Genomic DNA, 25,811 nt, shown 5'->3' with positions numbered 1-25,811 from the left:
AATTAAAAGCCACACAATTTGTGTGGCTTTTGTATTTTGAATAATTGTTTAGTTACCTATAGGAGCGGACTTTAGTCCGCTTTCACTGTAAGACTGCTAAATTGGCTTTAGCCAAAACTTATATTTAAATGAATTGGTGGCTTCGAGAACGTTAGCCACCAATTTATTAATCTTCAACTAAGAAAGCAGGTCAACAAAACAATCATACGTTCCGTCGTAATCTTCCCATTTTTGACCATTCACAAAAAATGATGGAGTTCCGTTAACGCCACTTCTTACGCCGCCTTCAAAATCAGCTTCAATTTTATCCTGAATTTCAGAGGTATTAATATCGTTTTCAATTTTATTAACATCCAGTTGTAAAACTTTTACACATTCTTTCAATAAACCTTCATTCAGTAAATTTTGATTATCATAAATAAGATCATGCATTTCCCAGAATCTTCCTTGATTTCCCGCGGCTTCTGCGATTGCGGCCGCCGACATTGCATATTCGTGAGAATCCGTTAAAGGAAAGTTTCTGAAAACAAAAGCAACATCATCCGGATATTCCTCCACAAATTTTTTCAACAAAGGAAAAGCATGGCCGCAATATGGACATTGATAATCACCATATTCAACCAACACAATTTTTGCAGTTTCCGGATTTCCTTGAACATGATCATTCTGACCAATCGGAATTCTTAAAGTAGACATAATATTATTTTATTTTAAATTTTCTAATGCATCAATGATTCCGTCAGCTCCCGGATTAATCCCATCAGGATACAAATAACTCCATTGGATAATTCCATCTTTATCAATGACAAACAACGCTCTTTTGGAAGTCCCATTTTCTTCATTATAAACTCCATACGCTTTGGAAACTTCACCTTTAGGATTAAAATCTGCCAATAACGGATAATGTAATTTTCGGTCTGCCATAAAAGCATCATGACACCAAGAGCTATCCACAGAAATTCCAAGAATATCTGCATTATATTTATGAAAAATACTGAGCATTTCGTTGTATAAAGCCACCTGATCTCCACAAACCGGGCTCCAGTCTGCAGGATAAAATACTAAGATTAAATTTTTACCTAAAAAGTCAGATCGCTTTAATTTTTGGTCGGGAGTGGCGTGAAGTTCAAAATCTGGTGCTGGTTTTCCTTTTTCTAATATCATATTTTTGTAGTTTGATTAGTAAAATTATGAATAAGAATTTGGATATTGAAAAAATGTTATGGATTAATTAAAATAGAACAAATAAATGTTATTCAGCAACTCGAAGAAGAAAAAGAAGAAGACAAGCCAGCCATTTTTCGAATCATGGGAAAATGAGTGTCATTAAAAGGGCTAAATATTTTTTTTTGCTAAAAATTCGGCAGTGCTATAGTTCTGTTTTCATATACAAAAAAGAACATTATATAAAACAAAACCCACCGCAATTGCGGTGGGTTATTTTTATCTACTCAAAGTCACAGACTTTGCGCAGCGGGGGTGGCTTTTGTTATTAAGATTTTTTCCTATTTCTTATCTTGAAGTAGTATAAAACAAACCTATATAAGACAAACCATAAAATTAGAAAAACTATTGTTTGCAATATAAATACCGATAAAAAGGAAACATCAACCATAACTAATCCAAATAATAAAATATTAACAGGATAAGTAATTATTACAAGTGGTGTCCAAAGGGGGCTATTGTAATCGAAGCCAAATAAAGAATATTCTGGGAAACTAACCAAAACAACCAAAGTCCCTAGCAATACATATATCAAACTAAATAGCATTGTTCCTAATAAAATTTTATTTTTCTTCATATATTATCTTATTGATGGAAATGTTATAGCTTGTTTCAAAATACTTTTGATAGTTTGCCTTTTAGGCTGAGAAGCACTATTCAATCCCCTTCCCAATATTTTTGCCTGAATCATAAGTTTATTATTTCCTTCTTTTCGATATTTATTCTCTAATTTACCCATACTATCAACAAAACGATCATCTGCTATAATTGTAGCCGTATTGTTAAATAATGCACTCCTACAGCGTGTAATTTATCATAATCCTTATCGTGAATAAAAGCTGGAACTTCTATTTCAGTTGGTGCTACTGAATAATCAGATTCGCCATTATATTTTCTTGGGTTTTTCCCACCGGGATAATTATACCCAAATAGATTCTTATTTAAGGTTTCTGGATTTAATTGATTTAAATCGACTTTCCCATCTTCTAGAGTAGAGTATAAAGTATTAGCAGCAGATTCACTAAGCTTTTCATCCTTATAATTATTATTAACGTAGCTTAACAACGTACTAGCATTGTCTCCTTTATCTTTTACTAAATTTCCCTTTTTGTCTTTGTGCCAATCAGGTGAGCTACTAGATGAATTTGTCATTGAGCTTATTAATTGTAGAAATGCAGATTGAGCATGTGCTCCTGTGTATGTAGTACCTGAAGTAGTTTCTACAACACCACGGCCATCAGGGTCTATGAATCTTATTGGGTTATTCATTGCATAGTTATAAGTAGAGTGTCTGCGATATTGTTCCGCTAGAGGGTCAACTACGCCCCATCTTCCTAAGTCAGGCATATAAAATCTTGCCCCATAATCATACATTCCGTAGTCTACTGTATTTTTGGAGATTTGCCAACTTCATTTTTTCTCGCGCGACCGCTTAGTTTTTGAACGCTTTTCTGTCACTTTTCAAAAATACAGATTTATTCATTTGAAAAATAAAAATTTCGGCGGCACGCGATTTTTATTCGCAAAGTTTTTTATTTTAATTGAAAAAATAAATTCATTTCTAAAAATGTGGAAAATTTGTATTGTTGTCGGTGTTGTTGTAAATGTGGACTTGTGGGTAAAATGGGTGCGGGTTTCAGTGTTGGCTTTATCCACAAATCCACATTCTTTAGCAGCAATGATTCCTTCTAATACATTTGCTCTGTACTTTTATCGATCCAACTACGAAAATGTACCTCCTAAAAATATTGTAACGCTATAATACGCAAAACCCACCGCAACTGCGGTGGGTTATTTTTATCTACTCAAAGTCACAGACTTTGCGTAGCGGGTTTACAGACACTCGTAATGATCAGTCCAGGTTTTCGTTTCTTTGATATTATTTTCTTTATCAAAAATCAATAGATATTTATTAATACTACCACAATATTTTAAACCCTCACGCGAATTTGATATAACATCAACTCTTAAAGAATCATTTTTGAACTCATTAAAAAATGCTATATGTGAAGGTCCTTTAAATTTATCCTTAGTAAAAACATTTTGGTTTTTATAGTAATCCGATGATTTCCATGATTTACCCCAATATTTTTTATTTAATTTAGATAAGCAGTTACTTTTTTTTATCGGCTTAGTTTTTTCAATATTTAACCAACTAAAATAATTATCAGACTTATATAATGGAAAAATACTTTCATAAATGGATATTCCATAAGCTCCGGAATTTAAAATATTTTCATAATACTTTTCCGTCCCTTTATTTTTAAAATCTTGTTTTATATATTCAATCCCTTTTTCATATCTCTCACATACACATTGTCCATATGTTAAAAGATTAAAGCATAAGAATAAAATGATTATTAAATATTTCATTATTTAGTTTTTGGTGTTAGCATAAATAAATTTTTCCTTACATTAATTTTATTAAAATTACCATCCATAACAGCAGGCGCTCTTTCAAAAGGTGTAAAATTATGCACCTTTCCTTTATATAAGACATCTATTGGACTATATGAATTTCTTTGGCCGAATGGTAAGTTAAATTGCCCAGAAGCATCTAGCTCTCTTCTAATAGTATTAATAACTTTTTCATTCGGACCAGCTGAACCATAAATTACATTTTGATCTTCCAAGTTATTATATTTATGACTTATTTCATGTAAAGTAGACATGCCATATCCCATAGTTAATGGATTTAGAGCCTCGCTAGTTCCTGCAACAAATTTATCAATTTGATTAGTATTAATATTTAAATCATATGTTATGGTTGCTCCATAAACCCCATCAATTGTTTCTCCACGAGAACCGACAGTATCAATTGATGTACTTTTTGTGTTATCAGAATTAACCTGATAATCTGTTCTGTGGTTATCAATGGCTCCTTTCAGCATATCACGAGCTGTGGTGATGCTTTATTGAATGATGATACGGTGTCTATAAAACCCTCGCAATTTTGCGAGGGTTTTTGTTATCTGCCACACGATACAATCGTACAGGAGCGGGGTAACTTTTATTTTAGATAGACTCCTTTAAGAAAGAAGAAATAAAATAATAATAGTAATAAAGGAATACATAATAATGAATAAATAAATCCACCTTTATTCAAAGTATTCTTTATAATCACAAAAAATGATATTAGTATTCCTATTATATTTAGAGGAAATAAAATAAAAAAACTTACTTTTTTATTAAATGAAGAATAAGGATTAATCCACTCTAATATGTCAATAAAGATAAATGTAGAAAAATTCAACAAAAAGATAATAAAAGATAATACCGCAAAATTTTTAATATTTATTTTTTCCATCCTACTCTGTTATAATTATATCCATTAGTAACTGCTCTTTGATCTGTTGCTGTATCAGGACCTTGACGAGATATATATCTACTACTTAAATCAGCCCCCTTTAAAAGAGACTCTTGTTTTATCCCGATCATTTGAAAAGCTTTTCCTGTCATAAAATTTCCTGCATCATAAATGTTGTAAAGAGTATTTGTACTCTCAAAACGTATAAAACCTCCCGCTCCATCTGGAGGTGTAGCTCCTCCTCCTTGTATAGAACTATATGCATTATCTGTTTGTTGTGATAAGGATGACAAATGTTCTACAAAATCAAATTCAGAATGTCCTACCAAACCTAAATACGCTGCCGCCCAACCGATTCCACCAATACTGTTTAACGTTTGTGCTGTATCTTTAATTTCACCAATACCTAAAGCATTGAATTTGTCTACCATATCTTGTGCCGAATATGGTGTAAATAACCTAACTTCTGCATCCTGTACCTCGTAATCCGTCATTGTTCCAGCATAATCAACAAGTGCCTGTAATTGCTCCTGATCGGCATCAGAATCATTGGTATTTAGCTGATTCCCTTCCATATCTTGAACTACATGTCGTCCCTCTTGAGGAATAATATCTTGAACAAAACCTTCATTATTTACTTTAATAATATCCTTATTGGATCTACCATCAGGATCAACAAAGCGGATAGGATTATTATAAGCATAGGTATAAGGCGACCAACGTCTTGATTTCTCAGCCAACGGATCTACCACACCCCATCTTCCAATATCCGCCATATACATTCTCACCCCATAATCATACATCCCAGACTCCTGCAATTCTTTTCCATTGTACTTGTATTGATAAGCATTCTGTGTAGTTACAGTGTAATTATGCAATAATCCAAATGGATAATAATTATTCACTTCTACAATTTCCCCTGGCTTCCAATAATCAATACAGTTTGGCAGGTTCCAAGGATTCCAAGGTCCGTCACATTGCTGAACACGATACTGTCTAGGTTGTATAACTCCATCTTTATTGGTATCTGCATAGCTTAATCTTACATTTCCTAAATGATCAGTGAAATTATAAATATATTGATTTCCAAGTGCATCATAATATCCTTCCGAGGTTGGAATAATTCTTAGTTTCATTTCAGCAACTTCGTTTGGATCTCCAATACCTATCAACCCTCCACACCTGATTCCGAGGGTTTTGTGGATTTATACTGAAAACATCCAAATAATCTGTTTCTATGTCTCCAAAGAGCTTCTTTACTTTTACTCCGTCTGCTCTGTAAGTGGTATTTGTCACTGTAGAGTTCTGAGTAATCTGTTTTGGTAAATTTAAATAATTATATTGAATAGAAGAAATACCTTTATCAATGTGTGCAATCATATTCCCATTGTCATCATAAGGAATAGTATTATGAGTTGCAAGATAAGGGTAACCATTACTGTTTCCAATCTGTTCTTCGGTTACTTTTATCAGTCTGTTTCCTGTATAATCATATTTAAGGTTATCGATAACTATTGCAGTATTCGTTCCTGTTAAAACTCCTTCCGATCTTTTTAATCTCTGGATATTCCCATTAAGATCGTAATCTAGTTTTTCAAAATATTCTTTTGCTGTTTCCGATCCTTCTTTTTGATAAAACCCTGCTGAAAGTCTGTTTAAAACGTCATATGAATATCCATATCTTTTCAAAGGATCATTTTCTTGAGTTAATGTTTTCCAAGATACTTCTGCAATATTCCCGTTATATTTCGGTTTTACTTTAAGATCTGGAAAATCTGAATTTGGAATTTCCAAACCTTCTACCTGATTATAATTTATTTTATACCCAAATAAATCATTTCCTAAATTTGCAGGATTATTAATCTGAGTCATCCAACCTCTGATATTGTATGCATAATCAATTTGTTGAAGTGGCGTTGCAATACTTGTCCCTCCAACTTTTTTAGATTCTAACTGTGAAAGTTCATTGTACTTATTTTGAGCTAAAATTTCCTCAGTATTGTTATCTACTTTATGTTTGTGAACGAGTAGCCTGTTTTGATGATCATATTCAAAAGTTTGGGTAATAACTTTTTCAGTATCAGAATCTAATCTTTTGTGGCGGGTTATATTCTGCTTAACAGCCCCCGCAAAATCAAGCTCAGATTTTGTTTCTGTAAATCCTCCCAAATGATTGATAGAATATGTTCCGACAACCCTTCCTCTGGTATCATAATAAGAATAATTTTTTGTCCAGCTGTCATCCTCGATATTTTTTACATAAGAAGCAGTAGGAAGACTTTTAGTACTTACAGATGAGTTTGAAGTATCCTGCGGTAAAACATCCTGACCCAAAACCAGTGTAGGAATGGCAGGTGATCCTGTCGGATAGGTATCATAATAGTTTACAGAAAGAATCTTATCCAGATAAGTGGGGTAAGAAGTATTTCCGTATTCAATAGTCATTCCGTTCATACTAAGGCTTCCTCCTCTTGTTTCATAATCAATTGCTTGATTATCTACAGCTTGCTGAATCGTCTGTCTTGGAGTCCCGTCTCTACAAATCCCCGTATAAACAGGTCTTCCAAACTTGTCATACTTTGTGAAAACCCATGCTTCGTCAGCTACGAAATTAGCTATTCCTTTTTTAAGATTAATATCACGGGAATAAACAATTTGACCTCTTTTATTATAAATCATCTGTTCCCAGCCTTTACCTGGAACTTTCTTTTCAACCAAACGGTTTCTGCCGTCATATCGATATTGATAGCATAAATTATTCAGTAGGTCATCCGTTATAGGCTGATTTACTGCCTTTGGAGGAATGACAAATGCTAACTGATTATACTCATTATACACGTAATAAGTATCGGCATATTCTGTATCATTAAGCATTTTTCTCACCAAAAGTGTCTGCCCCAGTCCGTTTTTAAATTCTATGGTTTTGTTTCCGTCTTCGTCTATTAACGTATTTTTGTAAAGCTGACTGGGAGGGTATCCCCATAAATTTGTAAGAGTGCTTTTAGTAGCTCCATTTTCCCAGGTAGTAGAAGTTGCAAATTTAAACAACTCATTGGTGATATTGGTATCATAGCTAAAGTTCACAGGTTTAGAATTCCAATCAGTTCCAACCTGTATTTGTTGCTGGATTCTGTCTAAGGGTGAGTTTTCTAAGATCTTTTCAGCATAGATTTTTTCTCCCCCATAAATAGCTGGTGCATTACCTAGTGGTGTCGGAAAAATTAGCTCCGTTTTGTGTTGAAGATTGCGGGATAGGTAAAAAGTCTTTTGCCTGTCTCCCAAAACCGTCATATTCAATATGATTTACAACATCTCTTCCTAATGGTGATGCTTTTACATTTACCACTTGTTTAGGTCTTCCTAGTCCATCAAAATACTGGACGGTATAAATTTGTTTTGCTGTAGAACTGCTTATTGTGACGGGTTCAAGATAAGTTCTGGTTTCAATATAATTTTCTGTATTGGGCAGATTTTGTGCATGGGCTAAACTCGTGATAAGTAAAGCTCCAATTGGAATAATTATCTTTTTCATCGTGTGTTAGTTTTTGTAATTGTAGTTGAATTCTTTCAAAATTTTATACTCTAAGCTACCATTGGCATTCTTCACCTCTTGCTTTATTTCTTTCAATCTGTTAGCGGTATCATAGAAATATACCTCTCTGATGCCTGACGGAGGTGTAATACTTCTTACTCCAATCAATGGATCGTAGGTGTAGGTTGTCACCTGATAATTTGGTAAATTATTTTTAAAGGTATTCAAGACAGATAAAAATAAAGTTTCGTCACTATTTGGAGTTGCTAAAGCATCGGTATTGGATGCATTAACGATACTGTCAATAAAAGATTGTTGAATATCTGAAAGTTTTGCACCTTCTATTTTTGCAATAGGTTGAGTATTATTATATCCCCAGATAATTGCTACAGGAACTCCATCTTTTGTGGTGTACTGTTGTAAGTTTCCTTTTACATCGTATTTATCATAAGTGATTTCTGTTGATGGAGTATTACTTAAATTGGATATATCATACAATTTTACAGATAACGGGAGCACCAAACCTGCACTGTTATTGATGATTTCTACGGTTGTCTTTGGATAAACCGTTTCTGATTTTGCTAACATTTTTGTAGCTGTACCAATCGTTTGAGTTGTTGAGGTTTCCAACGGGATACCGATCATATTTTTATCGATCATCAGTTGGTTGCCTTTCTCGTTGGCGTAGTTGTAAGTGGTTTCGTTAATAGAAGCGTCTGGGAAAGTGGTTTTTTGTTTGGTTAGTTGATGATGATTAATCATTCCATAAGTATATTGAGTTGAAGATGTAATAGGATTATTATTAAAATACTCAATATTGGTTGTAGATACAAGAGGAGTATGATGAGAATATATGGTATGAGCTGACATTTTAGAGACAACATGCATTTGTGCAATCATATCATACATCGCCATATTAATCGGTCTGCCATAAAAGCATCATGACACCAAGAGCTATCCACAGAAATTCCAAGAATATCTGCATTGTATTTATGGAAGATACTGAGCATTTCGTTGTATAAGGCCACCTGATCTCCACAAACCGGGCTCCAGTCTGCGGGATAAAATACCAAGATTAAATTTTTACCTAAAAAGTCAGATCGCTTTAATTTTTGGTCTGGAGTTGCGTGAAGTTCAAAATCTGGTGCCGGTTTTCCTTTTTCTAATATCATATTTAAAATTTTTAATGATTTAAGTAATAAAATTGATAGAAATTTAGTTAAAATTAGTCATTAGTGTTCAAATAATTAACTATTGCCTCTTAAATAAATTTTAACATAAATATAATATTGATGTAACAAACTGAAAATAATGAGGACATATTATAAATATTTTCACTATTTGAATTAATTAAATGAATTTTTAAAGGGTTGTAGTGGAATTATGTAAATAATATTAAATTTGAATACGTTTAAATTAGAAAACAATGAAGAGAATTTTCCTTTATGGAGCGCTTGTGTTATCCGTTTCATTAACTGCACAACAAAGATGGTGTGGTTTTGATCAAACATTGCAAGAACAGGACAAAGCTAATCCTGGATTAAGACAGACTTTTGATAAAATTATTCAAAAGATTCACACTGAAAAGAAGAACAACTCTTCTTCAGCGTTTGGAAAGACAGTAGATGGTGTATATGAAATACCTGTAGTCGTTCATTTGGTTCACCCATCAGGTGCAACAATTGGAAGTACTTATAACAAAACAGATGCTCAAATTCAGGCTTGGCTTGATCGTGCTAACCAAATGTATGCAGGAACATACGCATGGCCGGCTGCAGGTGTACCTGCGGATTTTGGACAAGCTCAAGTATTTCCTATCAAGTTAGTATTGGCTAAGAGAGATCCTAACTGTAATGCAACAACAGGTATCGTGAGATACGACGGTGGAACATTGGCGGGATATAATACCTCTGGTATGGCTTATCAAACTGCTAGTGGAGCAAATAGAGCTGCTATCAAAGGGTTGGCTCCACACTGGCCGGAAGCATCTTATTTTAACATTTATGTAATCAGTATGTTTGATGCTGATCCTACACCTAATGCAGGTTTGATGGGGTTTGCAGCATTCCCGAACAACCTTGACGCAAACTACGAATCGTTCATGAAATCAGGCGTTGTTACAAATGCTCATGATACTACTTTTGCGCACGAATTCGGTCATGCGATGGGATTATATCATACTTTTGATGGAGGAACATTTGATGCTGTTCCGGGAGATGCAGATTTCTGTCCGCCAACTACAGGTGTTTGTGCGGATGATGATGATCAGGTTTGTGATACAGAAAGAGCAGGAAGCGGTTATACATTATGGCCGGTGCCTACAAACTCTCAGCTTAATCCTTGTACAGGTGTAAATTATCAAGGTGTACAATATAATATGATGAATTATTCTAATTCTGTTGCGCAGAAATTTACTGCAGGACAAGGAGATAGAATTAATGATTTATTCATGTTGATCAGAAGTAGTTTAACAACTTCTAAAGGAGCTACAGCTTTGCCTGCAACTCCGGTTGTTACTGGAACTCCGGTTGCAGCATCTTGTATGCCTCCGGGAGTTACTACTCCGGGAAGTTATTTGGTAGGACCAACATCTGTTAAACTTGGTCAGATTGATAATTCTTCAGCTGGTTATTGGGCTGGAGCGCCTTCTTATTATGTAGATTATACTACAAAAGCTTGTAGTATGAATGCTTATACAGAATTATTAGCTACTCAGGCTCAGACTATTCAGGTTGGATTTGTGAATAATGACCAGTCTGTTAGAGTTTGGATCGATTATAACAACAACGGAACATTTGAAGCGTCAGAATTGGTTGCTACAGGTGATGATGTTGCTGTAGATGCTAATGGACAAGGATTATTGAGTGCTACATTCACAGCTCCTGCTTCAGTGGTATTAAATACTCCTTTAAGAATGAGAGTTATTGCTGATGCTCCGAATAACCCTGCAACCATGACTGCATGTGGACAATTAGCTTACGGTCAGGCAGAAGATTATACAGTGAAATTTGTTACGACTTTAGGTACTGCTGATGTAAAAGCAAGTGATAATGATTTTGTAATTTATCCTAACCCAAGTGTTGCTGGAGATAAGGTATTTATTAAAGCTAAAAATGCTAAAAATCTTAACGTTACAATCTCTGATATGTCAGGAAGATTAGTAGCAACTCCATCTTTAACGCAAGAAAGTAACGGAACTTTCAGAGTAAATCATAACCTTGAAAAAGGAGTTTATATGGTTCAGATCTCTAACGGGAAAGATACTAAAACTACTAAATTGATTATTAAATAATTATTTTAGAATCAAAATATCAAAGCCTCTATTTTATAGGGGCTTTTTTATTGTCTTAAATATTTTTATTCTGATATTTATTGTTGAAATTTAAGATATTCTTTATTTTAAAACTAAAAAAAGCTTCCGGAATTCCGAAAGCTTTCATTATAAAAAATAGTGTTTTTATTTCTTCACGAACTTAAATTCATGAATTTGAGAATCTCTGGTATTTATCCTTAGTAAATAAACTCCCGAAGTTAATTGTGATACATTTATTTTTTTGCTGAACGCTTCTGATACTACCAGTTGCCCTGCCATGTTGTATATATGAATAGATTCTGCTTTTTCAATACCTGAAATACTGATGGCTTCCGAGACTGGATTAGGGAAGATCTGGATTTTAGTTTTTGTAACGTCTGATGTACCTAATGTTGAGGTATGAACATCTCCGGTCATTGTAGAGTTAGCCGATGTAAGGTTTCCTCCGCATTGTCCCGTTGTAATAGTTGTGTTTTCAACCCACGTACCGATTGTGTTGGCCGGAGGATTTGTAAATGCACTGTTTCCGGTAGAGTTATAGTAAATTAGATTTGGGCTTGCAAAAGTACCGTTTCCTTCATCTGCTAAAAACTCCCATCTCGTTAAAGTATTGTTCCATTGGATTTTAAATTCACAAGTTCCTAAACCGCCACAAGGTTGCCCATCAATAGGTGTTGTGATGTAAATGCCCTTGCCGTTTGCATCCACACCTGTTTTAGTAAAAGTAAAAACTTGGTCGTCAAATAAATTATAACAGCCCTTAAACGTTATCGTCTGCGCGAAAGCTGAGCTTCCGAGTGCAAGACATAATAAATATAAAGCTTTCATAATCTATTAAAATTGTGATGGGAAAACTCCTTGTAATGAAATAATACATTTCAAAGTAAGAAAAGGAGGTCTGTTTTCGTGTGGTTGATTTCCTCCTGACGGATTCACCATTGTACTTTTCATTGTCGTATTGGCAGCAGCATCAGAATATTCCTTGTCTAATGTTTTTGTATCTGCAGGAAGTGTGTTGCTCGGTGTATTTTGGTTTCCTTCTGCTGTTACAGCATTCACGGTGTGTGAGTGCGTAGGCATCTGAGTTACTAATAAAGTGACAGACTCTGAACCTCCTGTTTGTCCCATTGTATAATTAGTAGGACCTCCCGGAGCTTGCCCTTCGTGAACAAGCATTCTTCCTCTCATATCAGGTAATGCAAAGTTAGTCGTTCCATTTCCTCCGTATTGAGTACCTAAAAGAGCAAAAAGTGCCTGATTTTGTGAAATTGGTAATAATTGTCCGTTACAGGCTGCCCAGTTTTTAGGAACAAAATTATAAGGAACGAAAGCGATTTGCCCAAGAAAAGGTTCTGATGCCTGAGCTTTTAAGGTAGGTGTAAATGCACAGCTGATAAGCAGTGCACATGCTAATGTAAAGTTTTTCATGATAATCAAGTTTAGTTAAGTAAAGTTAAATAATATTTTACATATTTATATTATTAAAACAAAAAACCTTTCAGAGTTAACTGAAAGGCAATATTGTGTTAAAATAATTGTTTTATTTATCTAGATTATCTTTAAAATCTTCGATTCTAAAATCGGTGAGTGCATTCCCTTTTTCAATTTTTTCTTTGGCATAAAGTCGGAAATCATTTTCAGTTTTTTCAAGAAGATGATCATAAGGTCCAACCGATGAGATCAGCTTTACCAATACGGGAGAAATCTCAAGACAGATAAAAAGTCCCATAATGAAAGCTGCAGCTAATCCAATAATGGCGGAATTTTTCCCTAATTCATCCAAAGCCTGCAATCTTGCGGCAAATCCGTTGAATTTATCTTCAAAAGTTTCTGTAGATTTTCTTTCAGTTTCAAGATTGGTATATACTTTTGAAATTTCTTTATCAAGATAATCGAGGCGTGGAGCAATTTGTTTTTGATAATTTTCCAAATCCTGTCTGCGTTGTTCTTTAAGCTCTTGTTTTCGTTTCGCATTGGGGCCAAAACCTTCTTTTCCGCTCGTTAAGCCAGATTGCTTTCCTAGGATCTCTTTTTCGAGCTCTACAGCAGCAGAATCATATGATTTTTGATATTGAACCACCTTTTCGGAGATTTGTTTCTTTTCAGTTTCAAAAGGTCCGCTTTGTTGAAGGATTCTTCCGTTCATTTCTCCTTGAAGCTGTTTTTTATTTCTCTGAATAATGGTATTTAATTGTTTATTAACTTCTTTTTCAAAAATTTTAAGTTCTAAAGGTTTAGAAATAATAATTCCCAGAAAAGTTGCTAAAATTAGACGTGGAATTGCCATTAAGATCTGATTCCACCATGTTCCCGTTTTTTTAATTGATGAAACAATATAACGGTCAAGGTTAAAAATCATCAGTCCCCACAAAATTCCGAAACCGATGGATGCCCAAATATTATCAAAGACAGTAAACATGGCATAACCTGCCGAAAGTGTAGCAAAAACAGCAGTGAAAAGAACGATGCCTCCGATGCCCGCAAACTTGTTCCATTCACTCGGTGTTTTTCTTAGAATATGGATGTTTCCTCCGGAGCAAACCATCAGAAACTTCTGGAACCAATTTATTTTATGATTCACCTGATTTATAGTTTGTTGATTGTTTTTCATTATTGAAAATTTATACAAAAGTAATACTAAAAATCGTACCAATGTTAAAGATAGTATTATGTTTTACCAAGTATATGTAATTTTACATATAATGTTTTGATAATTAATATGTTATATTTTAGTGGTTAAATTATTTCTAATCGATGTGATTTTTTATGATTTTTCAATTTGCATTTTCGTAAAAAAAATATAGTTTTGCATGAAATAAAATAACAAAAAGTATATAAATGAAGAGAATTATGATCTTTTGTGCATTGATGATTTTTTTTAATGCATTTTCTCAAGACCAACATAAATTTTGTGGTTTTGACGAAGTAATGAGAAAAATGGATAGCAAATATCCAGATTTAAAGAAAAAAAGAGAGGAAACTGAAGCTAGATTAAGTAATCTGGATAAGCATTCTTATCTAAATAAAGTAGGCGCAACAACATCTTGGAACGGGCTATATACAGGACAGGTCTATGAAATTCCTGTAGTCGTACACGTTATCGAATCTCAGGCTACTGCAAATGCTAATTTAGCTTTAACAGATCAGGAGATTATAAATTGGATTGACAGAGCAAACAAAATGTATGCTACTACTTTTGGAAATGGTTTTTATGCAGAAGGTACTGGTCCAACAGGTGGTTCGGTAATACCTTTTAAACTTGTACTGGCTAAAAGATCTCCTAGCTGCGAACCTACAACAGGAATTGTAAGATATAATGGTAGTACGCTTCCGTCTTACGATACTTATGGGGTAAAAATGCAGACTAATAATGGAGTAGCAGATTATGATATTAAAAGTCAATTGGCGCCGCATTGGCCGGAAACATCTTATTTTAATATTTATGTAGTGACCGGTTTCGACGGACAGCAACAATTATCTTACGGATTAATGGGATATGCGATGTTCCCTGATTCTTATGATTATAGCTATGAAAGTTTTATGAAGGTTGCTACAATTAAAAATACAAATGACACAACATTAACGCACGAGTTGGGACATGCGTTTGGTTTATACCATACTTTCCAAGGAGTTAATTATACGAACCAGACTACTTGCCCGGTAAATAATAACTGTGCAACAGACGGAGATAGAGTTTGTGATACTTCACCATCAAGAAGTATGTATGGAGTGGCTGTTCCTAATAATACGGCAACAGACCCTTGTACAGGAGTAAACTACGATGGTACTCAATATAATGTAATGAATTATACTAACTCTAACCGTAAATTCACAGACGGCCAAAGAGATAGAGCTATAATGCTAATGATGGAATACAGAAAAAGCTTGTTGAATTCTACAGCAGGAAAAGATCCTTCAGTTGTTATTCCTTCCACGGTTTCTGTTGTGGCAGCACAGTGTAACCCTGCAGGAACGGCGCATCCGACAAATAACAATTTTGCGATAGGACCTTATAGAGTGAATTTCGGATCGATTAGTAGTACGACAAACGGATATGATTCAGATGAGGTAGCACCTATCTATTATGCAGATTATTCTACGGCAACTTGTATAAGACCGGCATATTATACGGATATCAATTCAAATTCTAGTACGCCATTGAAAGTAACTTATCTGAACGGATTTGGTCAGGCAGATAAATTCAGAACAAAGGTTTGGATTGATTATAATAATAACGGTGCTTTCGAAGCTAGTGAATTGGTTGTGAATAATACTTCTGCAACAAATGTAGCTTCTGGAGCTTCAATAACGGTTACCAATAATATTACTCCGCCGGCTTCTGCTGTAAAAAATACCTATTTAAGAATGAGAGTTGCTGTAGATGCTGCGACATTTGCTTCAGCGGTGCTTCCTGATTTTACGGCTTGTTCACAATTACAATACGGTCAGATGGAAGATTATGCAGTGAAGATCTTGGATGTATTGAGTACTTCTGAAGTTAAAGACAACTCAGATGCTAAAATTGTATATTCAAAAGGAGAAAATAGACTTACCCTTGTAGGAAGTAGAAATAATATATTTGGAGATTATCAGATCTATGACCTTAGTGGAAAACTAATCCAAAAAGGAATTTCTAAAACAAATGAAGTTAAAATCAACCAAGAGTTGGTAAAAGGAGCTTACATTATTAATTATTCAAATAAAGATCAAAAAGGATCTAAGAAATTCTTAAATAACTAAATTACTAGAAGCCCTTTTTTAAAGGGCTTCTTTTTTATAATAAGGATATGGGGAAAATTATAAGTATTTTATTACTGTGCATAATGGTGACTAGCTGTCAGTCTCAACATAAAAAGAAAGAAATAAAAAGCAAACCTACAATATCGGTAAAAAGTGACGCTGAATATTTTTTAGGAACCTGGAAGTTTGTTGAAAAAAAATATCTTGATGGAACTGAGAAAAAGATCTATCCTCTTCATGAGTGTATGAAAAAATATTATCTCGTTTTCGAAAAAGAAAATGGAAATCTGTTTTTAACTAAAAACTATGCTACAGGAAAAGACTGTACTATTAAAAGTTCTTCGGGCAAAATTACGGTTGTGATAAATCAAAGTTCTTTTTCTTATTGGGATGCAGATTTAAAGAAACTTGATCAATATAAAATACTGTCTAAAGATAAATTTTCAATTGTATATAGTGATATTCTTGATGGCAAAGTAAGAGAAATTGAAGATGTTTATGAAAGGTAAAAGTAATTTTTAAATTGATGATATACAGGTGCTTGATTGTTTAATTTAAATAATCATATCTTTAAGTATCAAATCACCAAAATCTTTAATTATGAAAAATTTAATCGTACTTTCATTAAGTTCATTCCTATTATTAATTTCTTGTAATAAAGAGAAAACAATTGATGACGAATTGAAAGAAGCTGCAATCAATATGAACAAGCTTACTCCGCAAATTCTAAATGACGGAATACGTCTGGACAGCGTCTCAGCAGAGCCAAATAAAGTTTTTAAATATAATTATACATTGATACAGGATGTAAAAGAAAATGTAACGGAAGAAGAGATCAATTCTTTTAAAAAAGAAGCAAAAGAAGGCGCTGTAAATGCGATCAAGACTTCTGCCGATATGCAGGAATTTAGAGATAATGACGTTACATTGAAATATGTTTACTATGACAAAAACGGAAAACCAACAGCAGATTTTTCTGTTACCTCTGCAGAATATAAAAAGAAATAATTTTAACCATAAATAATTAAAAAAATCCGGATGCTTATTTCAAGCGATCCGGATTTTGTTTTAAAAAGCTGTCCCAACCCGTATAGGATTTGTCACTACTTATGGTTCCTGAATTAAAGTGATGACAGACGGCAACTGCCAGCCCATCGGATGCATCCAGATATTTTGTGGGAAATTCTTTTAGTTTTAATAAACTTTGAAGCATCCCTGCAACCTGTTCTTTGCTGGCATTACCGTTTCCGGTGATGGCCATTTTTATCTTTTTCGGTGAATATTCCGTGATCGGAATATTTCTGTACAGACTGGCCGCCATCGCTACACCCTGCGCACGACCCAATTTAAGCATACTCTGAACGTTTTTTCCAAAGAAAGGAGCTTCAAGAGCTACTTCATCGGGATGGTATTCGTCGATTAATGCCAACGTCTTATCAAAGATATATTTAAGCTTGGTTTCGTGGTTCGGATATTTTTTTAATATCAATTCATGAATCGAAACCATCTCCATATTGCCTTTTTTAACGGAAATAATACCAAAACCCATGATAGCGGTTCCGGGGTCTATTCCTAAAATTATTTTTTCTGAAATCATCACGTCAAAGATATGACTTTCATTAATTCTTAACGATGAAAAAATTCAGGTGAAATATTAAAGTTTTACCAAAAACTTCTTAACTTAAACAAAAAAATGATTATGAAAAACTTATTGATCTTTTTTATGTTTCCGGTCTTTCTGTTTTGTAATTTTTTGCAGGTGAAAGACTTACAGGGAAATGGTTGTGTTGAAAATGAGAAGTCATTGGAAGCAAAGGGCCAGATTGTTTATCTGTTTTTTAAAGTTGAAAAAAATATTTCAGGGGCAGAAAAAGTAGTTTTGGAAGATAAAAAAATCATGGAGGGAAGACTAAAATCCAAACCTTCTTTTGATAGAAATTCAGCCAAAACAGGAGATTTTATTATCTCTTTAAATGATGAAAACGGGAAAGAGATCGTAAAGCAGATCGTAGAAAATCCTTTAAATCCGGAATTGGAAAGGTTTGATGGAGAAGGAATAAGCAGAAATAAAGTTACTCTTCAAAATGCAGAATTCAGTGTGAGATATTCTCATTCTGAAGAAATAAAAGTTGTTAGAGTTGTGAAAGTAACAACCGCCGGAACTCAATTATTATTCACCCAAAAACTATAATCATGAAAAAAACTTTACTTTTCCTGTTTGCCAGCACATTTTGCTTTTCTCAGGTCTTCGATGTAGTTCCACTTTTGCAGAGCGGGTCAAATGATAAACGAATCAATATTGCAGTTTTAGGGGACGGATTTACGGCTGCTCAACAGACCAATTTTGTTTCTTCGGCTCAGTCTACAATCAATTATCTTTTCACAAAAAGTCCTTACACAGAATATAAAAATTATTTTAATGCTTACGGCATAAAAGTAATTTCTGCAGAAACGGGAGTAAAACATCCCGGAACGGCAACAGATGTGACAGAGCCAGTAATTCCGGTTTCTAATCCGAATAATTATTTAGGTTCTTCGTTTGATTTTGGGGTTCATCGATGTATTTACAGCAATTCTACCAATAAAGTAGCGCAGGTTTTAGCGGCTAATCTTCCGGATTATGATATCACCTATGTTCTGGGTAATTCTACAGAATATGGTGGCTGTGGCGGAACTTATGCCTTTGCTTCATTAAACGCTTCTGCTAATGAAATCGTTGTTCATGAATTGGGACACTCATTTGGTCAGCTTGCCGATGAATATTGGTTTTCTGGTACTGGTGAATCTCCAAATAAAACTCAAAACTCAAATCCTGCAACGATTAAATGGAAAAATTGGGTAGGTGTAAATAATGTTGGTATTTATCCTTACACAGAAAGTCCGTCTTGGTTCCGTCCGCATCAAAATTGCGAGATGAGGTATCTGGACAGACAATTTTGTTCTGTCTGTAGAGAACAAATTATTGAAAGAATCCATTCTTTAGTTTCTCCGGTTGATTCTTATACGCCTGCAAACAGCAGCTCTGTAAGTGCCAATACAAATGTGACATTTACGGTGAATGAAATCCTGCCAATTCCAAATACATTGGTCAATTCATGGACATTGAACGGAACTCCACTTGCTTCTACTGGAAATTCATTAACTGTAACTCCGAGCCAATTGAATAATGGAAATAATACACTGCTTTTTTCGGTGAAGGATAATACAACTTTGGTAAATGTTACAGGACACAGCACAGTTCATTTTACCAATGTAAGCTGGACGTTGAATAAATCTACTCTTGGAACGTCAGAAGTAAATGCTACAGAAAGAAGATTCAGTATTTATCCTAATCCTGCAAACAGTGAGTTTTATATTAAAGGGAAACAGGATTTTTCAAAGAACACCAAAGTAGTTTTATATGATGCTTCAGGTAAATTGATTCCTGTGAAATATGAAATGAAGGATTCTTCTACCATATTTGTAGATGTTAATAACTTGATCATCGGAACGTATACTTTAAGTGTAACTCAGGATAAAGAATTAATCATCTCACAAAAAATTATCAAAGAATAATTTTGATTAAATAATGAATTGGATCGGCTACACGGCCGATTTTTTTGTGATTCATCCTAGTTTTTTCTCAGCTATAGGAATCCACTTTACGTCATGACGAAGTAGTGTGATTTTGTCAACTAAGAATTTAGTTTTGTATTTTTTGTTTTTATAAACTTCTAATGCTTTAAGATAATTCTCGAAGCTTAAATCTCTGTAACCAACCGTCATATGAGGGTTGAAAGCATATCTCATGAAATTAAAACGCTGTTTTACTCTATTATAAAGTTCAATCAGATGCTCATTGTTATCGGGTTTTATAAAAAGGACAGGGCTTTTATTTGGAAAACCGTCAAAACCATTTAATATAATTTCAAATGGTGAAATATTGGTGTCAATTTTTTGAAAAGCAATATGAATATCTTCTTCTAATTCTATTTCTCTGGAAAATGGGGGAAATAAAGTGATGTGGGCATCATTTTTTAATGCTTTTGAATTGTTATAGTTTAATGCCAAATCTTGCTTAAATATTTTTACCTCATCAATGATTTGTTGAGGTGGGTAAATGGCTATGAAATAGAGCTTTTTCATAAATTGAATTTAAGAAACTATTTCTGCTGAAATTGGTACTTTCATTTCTTTTCCTAAATCAATCACCGTATTTTCAATCCCATCCGTAATTTTTTTGATCTCAATATGAGGTCTGAAAATCGAGCTTTTCCCTTTTTCTTCATCAGCAATATTGGATAAGATAATAACGGAAGTTTTGGTTTCGGGATAATAGATATTCAGAGAAGGGGAGCCTTTGATATATCCGCTGTGGAAATAGGCGGTTTGTTTCCCAATGTTAAGCATAATTCCGTAGCCGTAACCCATTTTTCCGAAGATTTGATGCTGTCTTTCTGAACTTTTAGCAGTGAATTTCTGAAGCGTTTCATGATTTAAAATTTTCCCGCTATACAAAGCATTATTCCAGATATGCAGATCCTGAATGGTTGAAAGAATACCTCCTGCGGGAGTTCCAATTTCTTTTCCGCCTAATCTTTTGGGCATATTTTTGATTTCCTCAAAATGTTTATCGTTACCAAGATAAGCTGAGGCGAAATCGGTTCCTTTAAAAATATTTCCGGTGGATGAACTGTTCATTCCTACTTTTTTGAAAAGGTTTAAAACATTTTCATCATAAGATTTTCCGGAAACAGTTTCAACGATTTTTCCTAATGCATTAAAACCGTCATTAGAGTAGAAAAAGCTGGAACCACTTTTAAACATCAGTTTTCCTCCAAACAAATTCAAGCCAGAAGTATGATTTAAAAGCTGATGAATGGTGATATTTTCGTATTCTTTAGTCTGAAATTCCTTTAAATATTTTGAAACTTTATCATCAACCTTCAGTTTTCCCTGTTCCATTTCAAGTAAAACCATCACCGCGGTAAATTGTTTACTTACGGAACCAATAGCAAAAACCGTATTGTCATCGATCTTGGTTTTAGTTTTAAAATTTGAAAAACCGTTTTCTTTTCTATAAAGCTGAACAGAATCTTTGAAAACCGCAACACTTCCATTAAAGTCATATTTCTTAAAAACAGAATCTATTTGTTGTTCAAGCAATTTTTTTTCAAAAGCTGTGATGGTAGAATCTATGATTACATTTTTGTCGATTGGTTTTGCAGCTATTTGTTTAATCTCATTTTTCTCACATGAAATTAAAATAACCAAAAGGAATAGAAGCGCAGGAAAAAAATAATTTTTTTGTGTCATTTGAGAGTAAATAATTTTTTTAAATCAACATTGTTCCTCAAAAATAAGAAAAACCTCCTAATTTCACTTAAGGGGTTTTGAGTAAATATATAAATGGTAGGTGAAAAATATTGTTTTGTAAATAAAACTGAGTAAATTTTATTTCGAGATCAGATCACAAAACCAGAAAACATATTCTCCATCAGCGTCATTTTCTTCTGATTTTGGTTTGGGATACGTTTTCTTTATTGTTTCTCCAATTTCAAACTGAATTGGATTTTTAAAAATAGGTCCGTCAAAAGTAAAGGTGTGAAATTCGCCGTTTTCTCCACAAGGATCAACAGTTTTGGGTAAATCATTAATGAAATATTTATCAATAATTTTTCCTGCGAAGCTTTTATCTAAATAAGTTTCATTCACACATGTGACTATTGTTTTAAAACCAAGATTTAAAAATTCATGAATGAGCTCGGTTGTATCATTTTTCCAGAGTGGAAAAACGGCTTCCATTCCGATAGATTGTAATTGTTCCTCACGATATTTTCGGAGATCTTCCAAAAAAATATCTCCAAAAATTGAATGTGTATTTCCTTGAGATTTTATTTTATCCATCGTTGAAATCATGATCTCACGATATTGCTCCATTGTCGGTTCTTTGGGAATTTGCATTGTCATTAATGGAATTCCGAGACTTGAAGCCTGTTGTTGCAAAAGATCTTTATGAACGCCATGCATAGAAATCCGTTGAAATTCTTCGTTCACACTCGTAAGAAGGGAAGTGATCTCAAAACGGTTTTCTTGTAAGGTTTTATATAAGGCAAGGGCAGAATCTTTTCCGCTGCTCCAGTTGAAAATGGCTTTGGGCTTCATTGAGAATTATTGTGTTGTAAAAATAGAAATTCATTCATAAAATTAGTACAAAAAAACCTCAAAGAAAATTCCTTGAGGTTTAATTGATAATTGTTGATACAGTTAGTAGTCAATAATTGTCTACGGCACTGCCGTTACATGTTTCTTCTGTACTTACCACCTACTTCAAACAAAGCATTGGTGATTTGCCCAAGTGAGCAATATTTAACGGCATCCATCATTACGTTAAATAAATTCTGTTGATTGATGGCAGCGTATTGTAAAGTTTTTAAAGCGGCTTCGGATTTATCTTCATTAGATTGTTGGAAATTATGAAGCGTTTCAATCTGAACCTGTTTTTCTTCCTCAGTCGAACGGATAACTTCTCCCGGACGAACTGTTGGTGAACCGTCTTTTCCAAGGAAAGTATTTACACCGATGATCGGATATTCTCCTGTGTGTTTCAACCATTCGTAATGCATCGATTCTTCCTGGATTTTCGAACGTTGGTACATTGTTTCCATCGCACCAAGAACACCACCTCTTTCTGTAATTCTGTCGAATTCTGCATAAACAGCTTCTTCAACAAGATCCGTTAATTCCTCAATAATAAATGAACCTTGAAGTGGATTTTCATTTTTGGCCAATCCTAATTCTTTATTGATGATCAACTGAATGGCCATCGCTCTTCTTACAGATTGCTCAGTCGGAGTTGTAATCGCCTCATCATACGCATTGGTGTGAAGTGAATTACAGTTATCATAGATTGCATAAAGAGCCTGTAAAGTCGTTCTGATATCATTAAAATCAATTTCCTGGGCGTGAAGCGAACGTCCTGAAGTTTGAATGTGATATTTTAACATCTGGCTTCTTTCGTCTGCTCCGTATTTCAGTTTCATGGCTTTTGCCCAGATTCTTCTTGCTACACGTCCGATCACTGAATATTCAGGATCGATACCGTTGGAGAAGAAGAATGATAAGTTTGGCGCGAAATCATTAATGTCCATTCCTCTTGACAAATAATATTCAACATAAGTGAAACCATTCGCTAGGGTAAATGCTAATTGAGAAACCGGATTCGCACCCGCTTCAGCAATGTGATATCCTGAAATAGAAACCGAGTAGAAATTTCTTACTTTTTCTGTGATAAAATATTCCTGAACGTCACCCATCAATCTAAGGGCAAATTCAGTAGAGAAAATACAAGTATTCTGAGCCTGATCTTCTTTTAAAATATCAGCTTGAACCGTTCCACGAACTGTCGCGATCGTTTTAGCTTTAATTTCAGCATAAGCCTCAGCAGGAATGACTTCATCTCCCGTGATTCCTAATAATTTTAAACCTAAACCATTATTTGAAGGCGGTAATTCGCCATTATATTTTGGTCTTTCTAAGCCTTTATCATCGAATTTTGCTTTTAAAGCTTTTTCAACATTCGCTTCAAGCTTATGCTCAGCAATATATTTTTCAACGTTTTGGTCAATTGCTGCATTCATGAAGAAAGCCAACAACATCGGTGCAGGTCCGTTAATCGTCATTGAAACCGAAGTCATTGCATTCACCAAATCAAATCCGGAATATAGTTTTTTCGCATCATCCAAAGTTGCGATAGAAACTCCCGCATTTCCGATTTTACCATAAATATCTGGTGGTAGAGCAGGATCCTGACCGTATAAAGTTACAGAGTCAAAGGCTGTAGACAAACGTTTTGCATCCATTTCCGCAGAAACGTAGTGGAATCTTCTGTTGGTTCTTTCAGGGCCTCCTTCTCCGGCAAACATTCTTGTCGGGTCTTCACCTGTTCTTTTGAAAGGATAAATTCCAGCCGTATAAGGGAATCCTCCAGGAAGATTTTCCTGACCTTTCCATTTGATCAAATCACCCCAATCGGTATATTTTGGTAAAGATATTTTTGGAATTTTTAAATGGGATAAAGATTCCGTTGAGGTTTCAACTTTAATTTCTTTTCCACGAACGAAATAAGAATAAAACTCAGCTTTGAAAGCATCTTTCGTATCATCCCAATTTTTTAAGAAGTCGATATTTTCTTGTTGAAGATCTTTTTCTGCTTTTTGATATTCAGCATCCAAAGTTTCATTAGAAAGGAATTTTTTCACTCCTTCAATATGATACATTTTTCTTGCTAATTCAGCCTGTTTTTCAACATTCGCGTCGTAAATTCTATTATTTTCAACAATTTCCGATAAATAACGTACTCTTTTTGGAGGTATGATTGTGATATCTTCAGAAACCTCTTGTTCAACAAAGCCTTGCAAGTTTAAATCAGAAAACTTATCATTTACTTTTTCAACTAATCTATTGTATAAATCAGTTGTTCCGTGGTCGTTGAATTGAGAAGCTTTTGTTGCATAAACCGGCATGTCATCCAGTGGACTTTCCCACAACAAATGGTTTCTCTGGAACTGTTTTCTTACAGCTTGAAGGGCATCTAAAGCTCCTCTTTTATCAGATTTATTTAAAGCAACTAAATCTGCATAATCTAACATGTCGATTTTTTCCAACTGAGTCGAAGCTCCGTATTCAGGAGTCATTACATACATGGAAACATCAGCAAAATCAGATACTTCCGAGCCGGATTGTCCGATACCCGAAGTTTCCAAGATGATAACATCAGGATGAGCTAATTTCAACACATTTAATGCTGAATGAATGAACGGAGAAACTGAAACGTTATTCTCTCTTGTCGCCATTGAACGCATATAAACTCTCGGATCATTGATCGCGTTCATACGAATTCTATCTCCCAACAATGCACCTCCAGTTTTCTTTTTCGAAGGGTCTATGGAGATGATGGCAATTTTTTTATCTGTATTGGAACGTAAGAAACGTCTTACCAATTCATCTGTCAAAGAAGATTTTCCGGCTCCACCTGTACCTGTGATACCGATGATCGGAATATTTAAATCTTTTGATTTTTCGTCAATTGCTTTTACCAATTCCGGTTTTTCTTCTGAGAAGTTTTCAACGGCAGAAATGATTTTAGCGATGCTTGTAGAATTTTCGAAACTAATTGAATCTAAATCTTCTGCAGTTACATCTTTTCCTGTTGCGAAGTCTGATCTTTTAACCAAATCATCGATCATTCCCTGTAAACCAAGTTCACGGCCATCATCCGGAGAATAAATTCTGTCGATTCCGTAAGACATGATGTCTTCGATTTCCTCAGGCAGAATTACACCGCCGCCGCCGCCAAAAATTTTGATCTGTGGAGAGTTTTTCTCTCTTAAAAGGTCGTAGATATATTTAAAATATTCGTTGTGACCACCTTGATAAGAAGTTAATGCAATCGCGTTGGCATCTTCCTGAATGGCTGTGTTTACAACTTCCTCGGCCGATTTATCGTGGCCAAGGTGAATGACTTCACATCCTGTTCCCTGAATCACACGACGCATGATATTAATAGCTGCATCATGTCCGTCGAATAACGACGCTGCTGTTACAATTCTTACTTTGTTTGTTGGAGTATATTTTTGGGTTTCCATAAAAATCTAGAAAATTTCTGAATTCCAAATATAATAATAAAATAACAACCCGATTTTTATATTTAATTT

General features: G+C 34.3%; 22 protein-coding genes and 1 pseudogene. 7 read left to right on the top strand and 16 right to left on the bottom strand.

Features of this window, described 5'->3' with window-relative positions; translation table 11 throughout:
- Nucleotides 1–177: 177 nt before the first annotated feature.
- The 3 genes from EG348_RS04715 to EG348_RS04700 all read right to left on the bottom strand — a co-directional run bounded on the left by EG348_RS04715 (nucleotide 178) and on the right by EG348_RS04700 (nucleotide 2,598).
- Nucleotides 178–696 (bottom strand): DsbA family protein, encoded by a 519-nt coding sequence (locus tag EG348_RS04715; RefSeq protein ID WP_123981119.1) that lies wholly within the window; start codon nucleotides 694–696, stop codon nucleotides 178–180.
- 9 nt (nucleotides 697–705) lie between these two features.
- Nucleotides 706–1,164 (bottom strand): redoxin domain-containing protein, encoded by a 459-nt coding sequence (locus tag EG348_RS04710; protein ID WP_123981117.1) that lies wholly within the window; start codon nucleotides 1,162–1,164, stop codon nucleotides 706–708.
- Nucleotides 1,165–1,986: 822 nt separating this feature from the next.
- Nucleotides 1,987–2,598 carry an RHS repeat-associated core domain-containing protein gene (locus EG348_RS04700; protein ID WP_123981113.1) on the bottom strand — a complete coding sequence of 204 codons (612 nt, stop codon included), beginning with the start codon at nucleotides 2,596–2,598 and terminating at the stop codon, nucleotides 1,987–1,989.
- A gap of 193 nt (nucleotides 2,599–2,791) precedes the next feature.
- Here EG348_RS04700 and EG348_RS04695 point away from each other — a divergent pair, with 193 nt between their 5' ends.
- Entirely contained in the window at nucleotides 2,792–2,986 is a 195-nt protein-coding gene (locus tag EG348_RS04695; RefSeq protein WP_123981112.1) for a hypothetical protein, read from the top strand.
- A gap of 71 nt (nucleotides 2,987–3,057) precedes the next feature.
- Here the strand turns inward: EG348_RS04695 and EG348_RS04690 are convergent, their stop codons facing one another.
- From EG348_RS04690 to EG348_RS04660, 5 genes and pseudogenes are all read right to left on the bottom strand, one after another.
- Nucleotides 3,058–3,597 carry a hypothetical protein gene (locus EG348_RS04690; protein WP_123981110.1) on the bottom strand — a complete coding sequence of 180 codons (540 nt, stop codon included), beginning with the start codon at nucleotides 3,595–3,597 and terminating at the stop codon, nucleotides 3,058–3,060.
- Nucleotides 3,597–4,115 (bottom strand): hypothetical protein, encoded by a 519-nt coding sequence (locus EG348_RS04685; RefSeq protein ID WP_123981109.1) that lies wholly within the window; start codon nucleotides 4,113–4,115, stop codon nucleotides 3,597–3,599. Before EG348_RS04685 ends, EG348_RS04690 begins: the two co-directional genes overlap by 1 nt.
- Nucleotides 4,116–5,178: 1,063 nt before the next feature.
- Nucleotides 5,179–8,063, bottom strand: a pseudogene (locus EG348_RS21825) (DUF6443 domain-containing protein); the annotation flags it as partial.
- A 6-nt stretch (nucleotides 8,064–8,069) separates the two neighbouring features.
- Entirely contained in the window at nucleotides 8,070–8,933 is an 864-nt protein-coding gene (locus tag EG348_RS04665; protein WP_123981101.1) for a hypothetical protein, read from the bottom strand.
- A gap of 26 nt (nucleotides 8,934–8,959) precedes the next feature.
- Nucleotides 8,960–9,235 (bottom strand): redoxin domain-containing protein, encoded by a 276-nt coding sequence (locus EG348_RS04660; protein ID WP_228414833.1) that lies wholly within the window; start codon nucleotides 9,233–9,235, stop codon nucleotides 8,960–8,962.
- 254 nt (nucleotides 9,236–9,489) lie between these two features.
- Between EG348_RS04660 and EG348_RS04655 the strand changes: the two genes are divergently transcribed.
- Nucleotides 9,490–11,355 carry a GEVED domain-containing protein gene (locus tag EG348_RS04655; protein WP_123981099.1) on the top strand — a complete coding sequence of 622 codons (1,866 nt, stop codon included), beginning with the start codon at nucleotides 9,490–9,492 and terminating at the stop codon, nucleotides 11,353–11,355.
- 165 nt (nucleotides 11,356–11,520) lie between these two features.
- Here EG348_RS04655 and EG348_RS04650 read toward each other — a convergent pair whose 3' ends face one another.
- From EG348_RS04650 to EG348_RS04640, 3 genes are all read right to left on the bottom strand, one after another.
- Entirely contained in the window at nucleotides 11,521–12,204 is a 684-nt protein-coding gene (locus EG348_RS04650) for a T9SS type A sorting domain-containing protein (protein ID WP_123981097.1), read from the bottom strand.
- A 6-nt stretch (nucleotides 12,205–12,210) separates the two neighbouring features.
- Nucleotides 12,211–12,804, bottom strand: a complete 594-nt coding sequence (locus EG348_RS04645) for a phage tail protein (protein ID WP_123981095.1) — start codon at nucleotides 12,802–12,804, stop codon at nucleotides 12,211–12,213.
- Nucleotides 12,805–12,916: 112 nt separating this feature from the next.
- Nucleotides 12,917–13,987: a DUF4407 domain-containing protein gene (locus EG348_RS04640; protein WP_123981093.1), complete on the bottom strand. Its 1,071-nt coding sequence runs from the start codon at nucleotides 13,985–13,987 to the stop codon at nucleotides 12,917–12,919.
- 227 nt (nucleotides 13,988–14,214) lie between these two features.
- Between EG348_RS04640 and EG348_RS04635 the strand changes: the two genes are divergently transcribed.
- From EG348_RS04635 to EG348_RS04625, 3 genes are all read left to right on the top strand, one after another.
- Nucleotides 14,215–16,116 carry a zinc-dependent metalloprotease gene (locus EG348_RS04635; protein WP_123981091.1) on the top strand — a complete coding sequence of 634 codons (1,902 nt, stop codon included), beginning with the start codon at nucleotides 14,215–14,217 and terminating at the stop codon, nucleotides 16,114–16,116.
- Nucleotides 16,117–16,163: 47 nt separating this feature from the next.
- A complete protein-coding gene (locus EG348_RS04630) occupies nucleotides 16,164–16,625 on the top strand; it encodes a lipocalin family protein (protein ID WP_123981089.1) in 462 nt (153 codons plus the stop codon).
- Between the two features lie 91 nt (nucleotides 16,626–16,716).
- Entirely contained in the window at nucleotides 16,717–17,124 is a 408-nt protein-coding gene (locus tag EG348_RS04625; protein ID WP_123981087.1) for a hypothetical protein, read from the top strand.
- A 34-nt stretch (nucleotides 17,125–17,158) separates the two neighbouring features.
- Here EG348_RS04625 and ruvC read toward each other — a convergent pair whose 3' ends face one another.
- On the bottom strand, nucleotides 17,159–17,713 hold the full coding sequence (gene ruvC / locus EG348_RS04620) for a crossover junction endodeoxyribonuclease RuvC (protein WP_072411035.1): 555 nt from the start codon (nucleotides 17,711–17,713) through the stop codon (nucleotides 17,159–17,161).
- Nucleotides 17,714–17,815: 102 nt separating this feature from the next.
- Here ruvC and EG348_RS04615 point away from each other — a divergent pair, with 102 nt between their 5' ends.
- Both EG348_RS04615 and EG348_RS04610 read left to right on the top strand, forming a co-directional pair.
- Nucleotides 17,816–18,307, top strand: coding sequence for a hypothetical protein (locus EG348_RS04615; protein ID WP_123981085.1), 492 nt, complete (start codon nucleotides 17,816–17,818; stop codon nucleotides 18,305–18,307).
- Between the two features lie 2 nt (nucleotides 18,308–18,309).
- Complete coding sequence (locus tag EG348_RS04610; protein ID WP_123981083.1) at nucleotides 18,310–19,671, top strand: M64 family metallopeptidase; 1,362 nt, start codon at nucleotides 18,310–18,312, stop codon at nucleotides 19,669–19,671.
- Nucleotides 19,672–19,722: 51 nt separating this feature from the next.
- On the opposite strand, the gene EG348_RS04605 is transcribed toward EG348_RS04610, so the two are convergent.
- The 4 genes from EG348_RS04605 to EG348_RS04590 form a co-directional block, all read right to left on the bottom strand.
- Complete coding sequence (locus tag EG348_RS04605) at nucleotides 19,723–20,241, bottom strand: 2'-5' RNA ligase family protein (protein ID WP_123981081.1); 519 nt, start codon at nucleotides 20,239–20,241, stop codon at nucleotides 19,723–19,725.
- A gap of 9 nt (nucleotides 20,242–20,250) precedes the next feature.
- A complete protein-coding gene (locus tag EG348_RS04600; protein WP_123981079.1) occupies nucleotides 20,251–21,411 on the bottom strand; it encodes a serine hydrolase domain-containing protein in 1,161 nt (386 codons plus the stop codon).
- Nucleotides 21,412–21,549: 138 nt separating this feature from the next.
- On the bottom strand, nucleotides 21,550–22,260 hold the full coding sequence (locus tag EG348_RS04595; protein ID WP_123981077.1) for a diphthine--ammonia ligase: 711 nt from the start codon (nucleotides 22,258–22,260) through the stop codon (nucleotides 21,550–21,552).
- Nucleotides 22,261–22,394: 134 nt separating this feature from the next.
- On the bottom strand, nucleotides 22,395–25,742 hold the full coding sequence (locus EG348_RS04590) for a methylmalonyl-CoA mutase family protein (protein WP_123981074.1): 3,348 nt from the start codon (nucleotides 25,740–25,742) through the stop codon (nucleotides 22,395–22,397).
- Between the last annotated feature and the right edge of the window lie 69 nt (nucleotides 25,743–25,811).

Origin of the sequence: Chryseobacterium sp. G0201, from assembly GCF_003815655.1 — a bacterium.
Taxonomy (GTDB): domain Bacteria; phylum Bacteroidota; class Bacteroidia; order Flavobacteriales; family Weeksellaceae; genus Chryseobacterium.
The sequence above is the reverse complement of the archived record's forward strand: the minus strand, read 5'-3'. Positions and strand labels throughout refer to the sequence as shown.

Coding starts and splice junctions, on each gene's coding strand:
- EG348_RS04625 (WP_123981087.1), top strand. CDS start 16,717: ATGAAAAATTTAATCGTACTTTCATTAAGTTCATTCCTATTATTAATT.
- EG348_RS04665 (WP_123981101.1), bottom strand. CDS start 8,933: ATGTCAGCTCATACCATATATTCTCATCATACTCCTCTTGTATCTACA.
- EG348_RS04600 (WP_123981079.1), bottom strand. CDS start 21,411: ATGACACAAAAAAATTATTTTTTTCCTGCGCTTCTATTCCTTTTGGTT.
- EG348_RS04610 (WP_123981083.1), top strand. CDS start 18,310: ATGAAAAAAACTTTACTTTTCCTGTTTGCCAGCACATTTTGCTTTTCT.
- EG348_RS04645 (WP_123981095.1), bottom strand. CDS start 12,804: ATGAAAAACTTTACATTAGCATGTGCACTGCTTATCAGCTGTGCATTT.
- EG348_RS04595 (WP_123981077.1), bottom strand. CDS start 22,260: ATGAAGCCCAAAGCCATTTTCAACTGGAGCAGCGGAAAAGATTCTGCC.
- EG348_RS04700 (WP_123981113.1), bottom strand. CDS start 2,598: ATGTATGATTATGGGGCAAGATTTTATATGCCTGACTTAGGAAGATGG.
- EG348_RS04710 (WP_123981117.1), bottom strand. CDS start 1,164: ATGATATTAGAAAAAGGAAAACCAGCACCAGATTTTGAACTTCACGCC.
- ruvC (WP_072411035.1), bottom strand. CDS start 17,713: ATGATTTCAGAAAAAATAATTTTAGGAATAGACCCCGGAACCGCTATC.
- EG348_RS04630 (WP_123981089.1), top strand. CDS start 16,164: ATGGGGAAAATTATAAGTATTTTATTACTGTGCATAATGGTGACTAGC.
- EG348_RS04660 (WP_228414833.1), bottom strand. CDS start 9,235: ATGATATTAGAAAAAGGAAAACCGGCACCAGATTTTGAACTTCACGCA.
- EG348_RS04695 (WP_123981112.1), top strand. CDS start 2,792: ATGTGGAAAATTTGTATTGTTGTCGGTGTTGTTGTAAATGTGGACTTG.
- EG348_RS04655 (WP_123981099.1), top strand. CDS start 9,490: ATGAAGAGAATTTTCCTTTATGGAGCGCTTGTGTTATCCGTTTCATTA.
- EG348_RS04605 (WP_123981081.1), bottom strand. CDS start 20,241: ATGAAAAAGCTCTATTTCATAGCCATTTACCCACCTCAACAAATCATT.
- EG348_RS04615 (WP_123981085.1), top strand. CDS start 17,816: ATGAAAAACTTATTGATCTTTTTTATGTTTCCGGTCTTTCTGTTTTGT.
- EG348_RS04650 (WP_123981097.1), bottom strand. CDS start 12,204: ATGAAAGCTTTATATTTATTATGTCTTGCACTCGGAAGCTCAGCTTTC.
- EG348_RS04690 (WP_123981110.1), bottom strand. CDS start 3,597: ATGAAATATTTAATAATCATTTTATTCTTATGCTTTAATCTTTTAACA.
- EG348_RS04635 (WP_123981091.1), top strand. CDS start 14,215: ATGAAGAGAATTATGATCTTTTGTGCATTGATGATTTTTTTTAATGCA.
- EG348_RS04590 (WP_123981074.1), bottom strand. CDS start 25,742: ATGGAAACCCAAAAATATACTCCAACAAACAAAGTAAGAATTGTAACA.
- EG348_RS04640 (WP_123981093.1), bottom strand. CDS start 13,987: ATGAAAAACAATCAACAAACTATAAATCAGGTGAATCATAAAATAAAT.
- EG348_RS04715 (WP_123981119.1), bottom strand. CDS start 696: ATGTCTACTTTAAGAATTCCGATTGGTCAGAATGATCATGTTCAAGGA.
- EG348_RS04685 (WP_123981109.1), bottom strand. CDS start 4,115: ATGCTGAAAGGAGCCATTGATAACCACAGAACAGATTATCAGGTTAAT.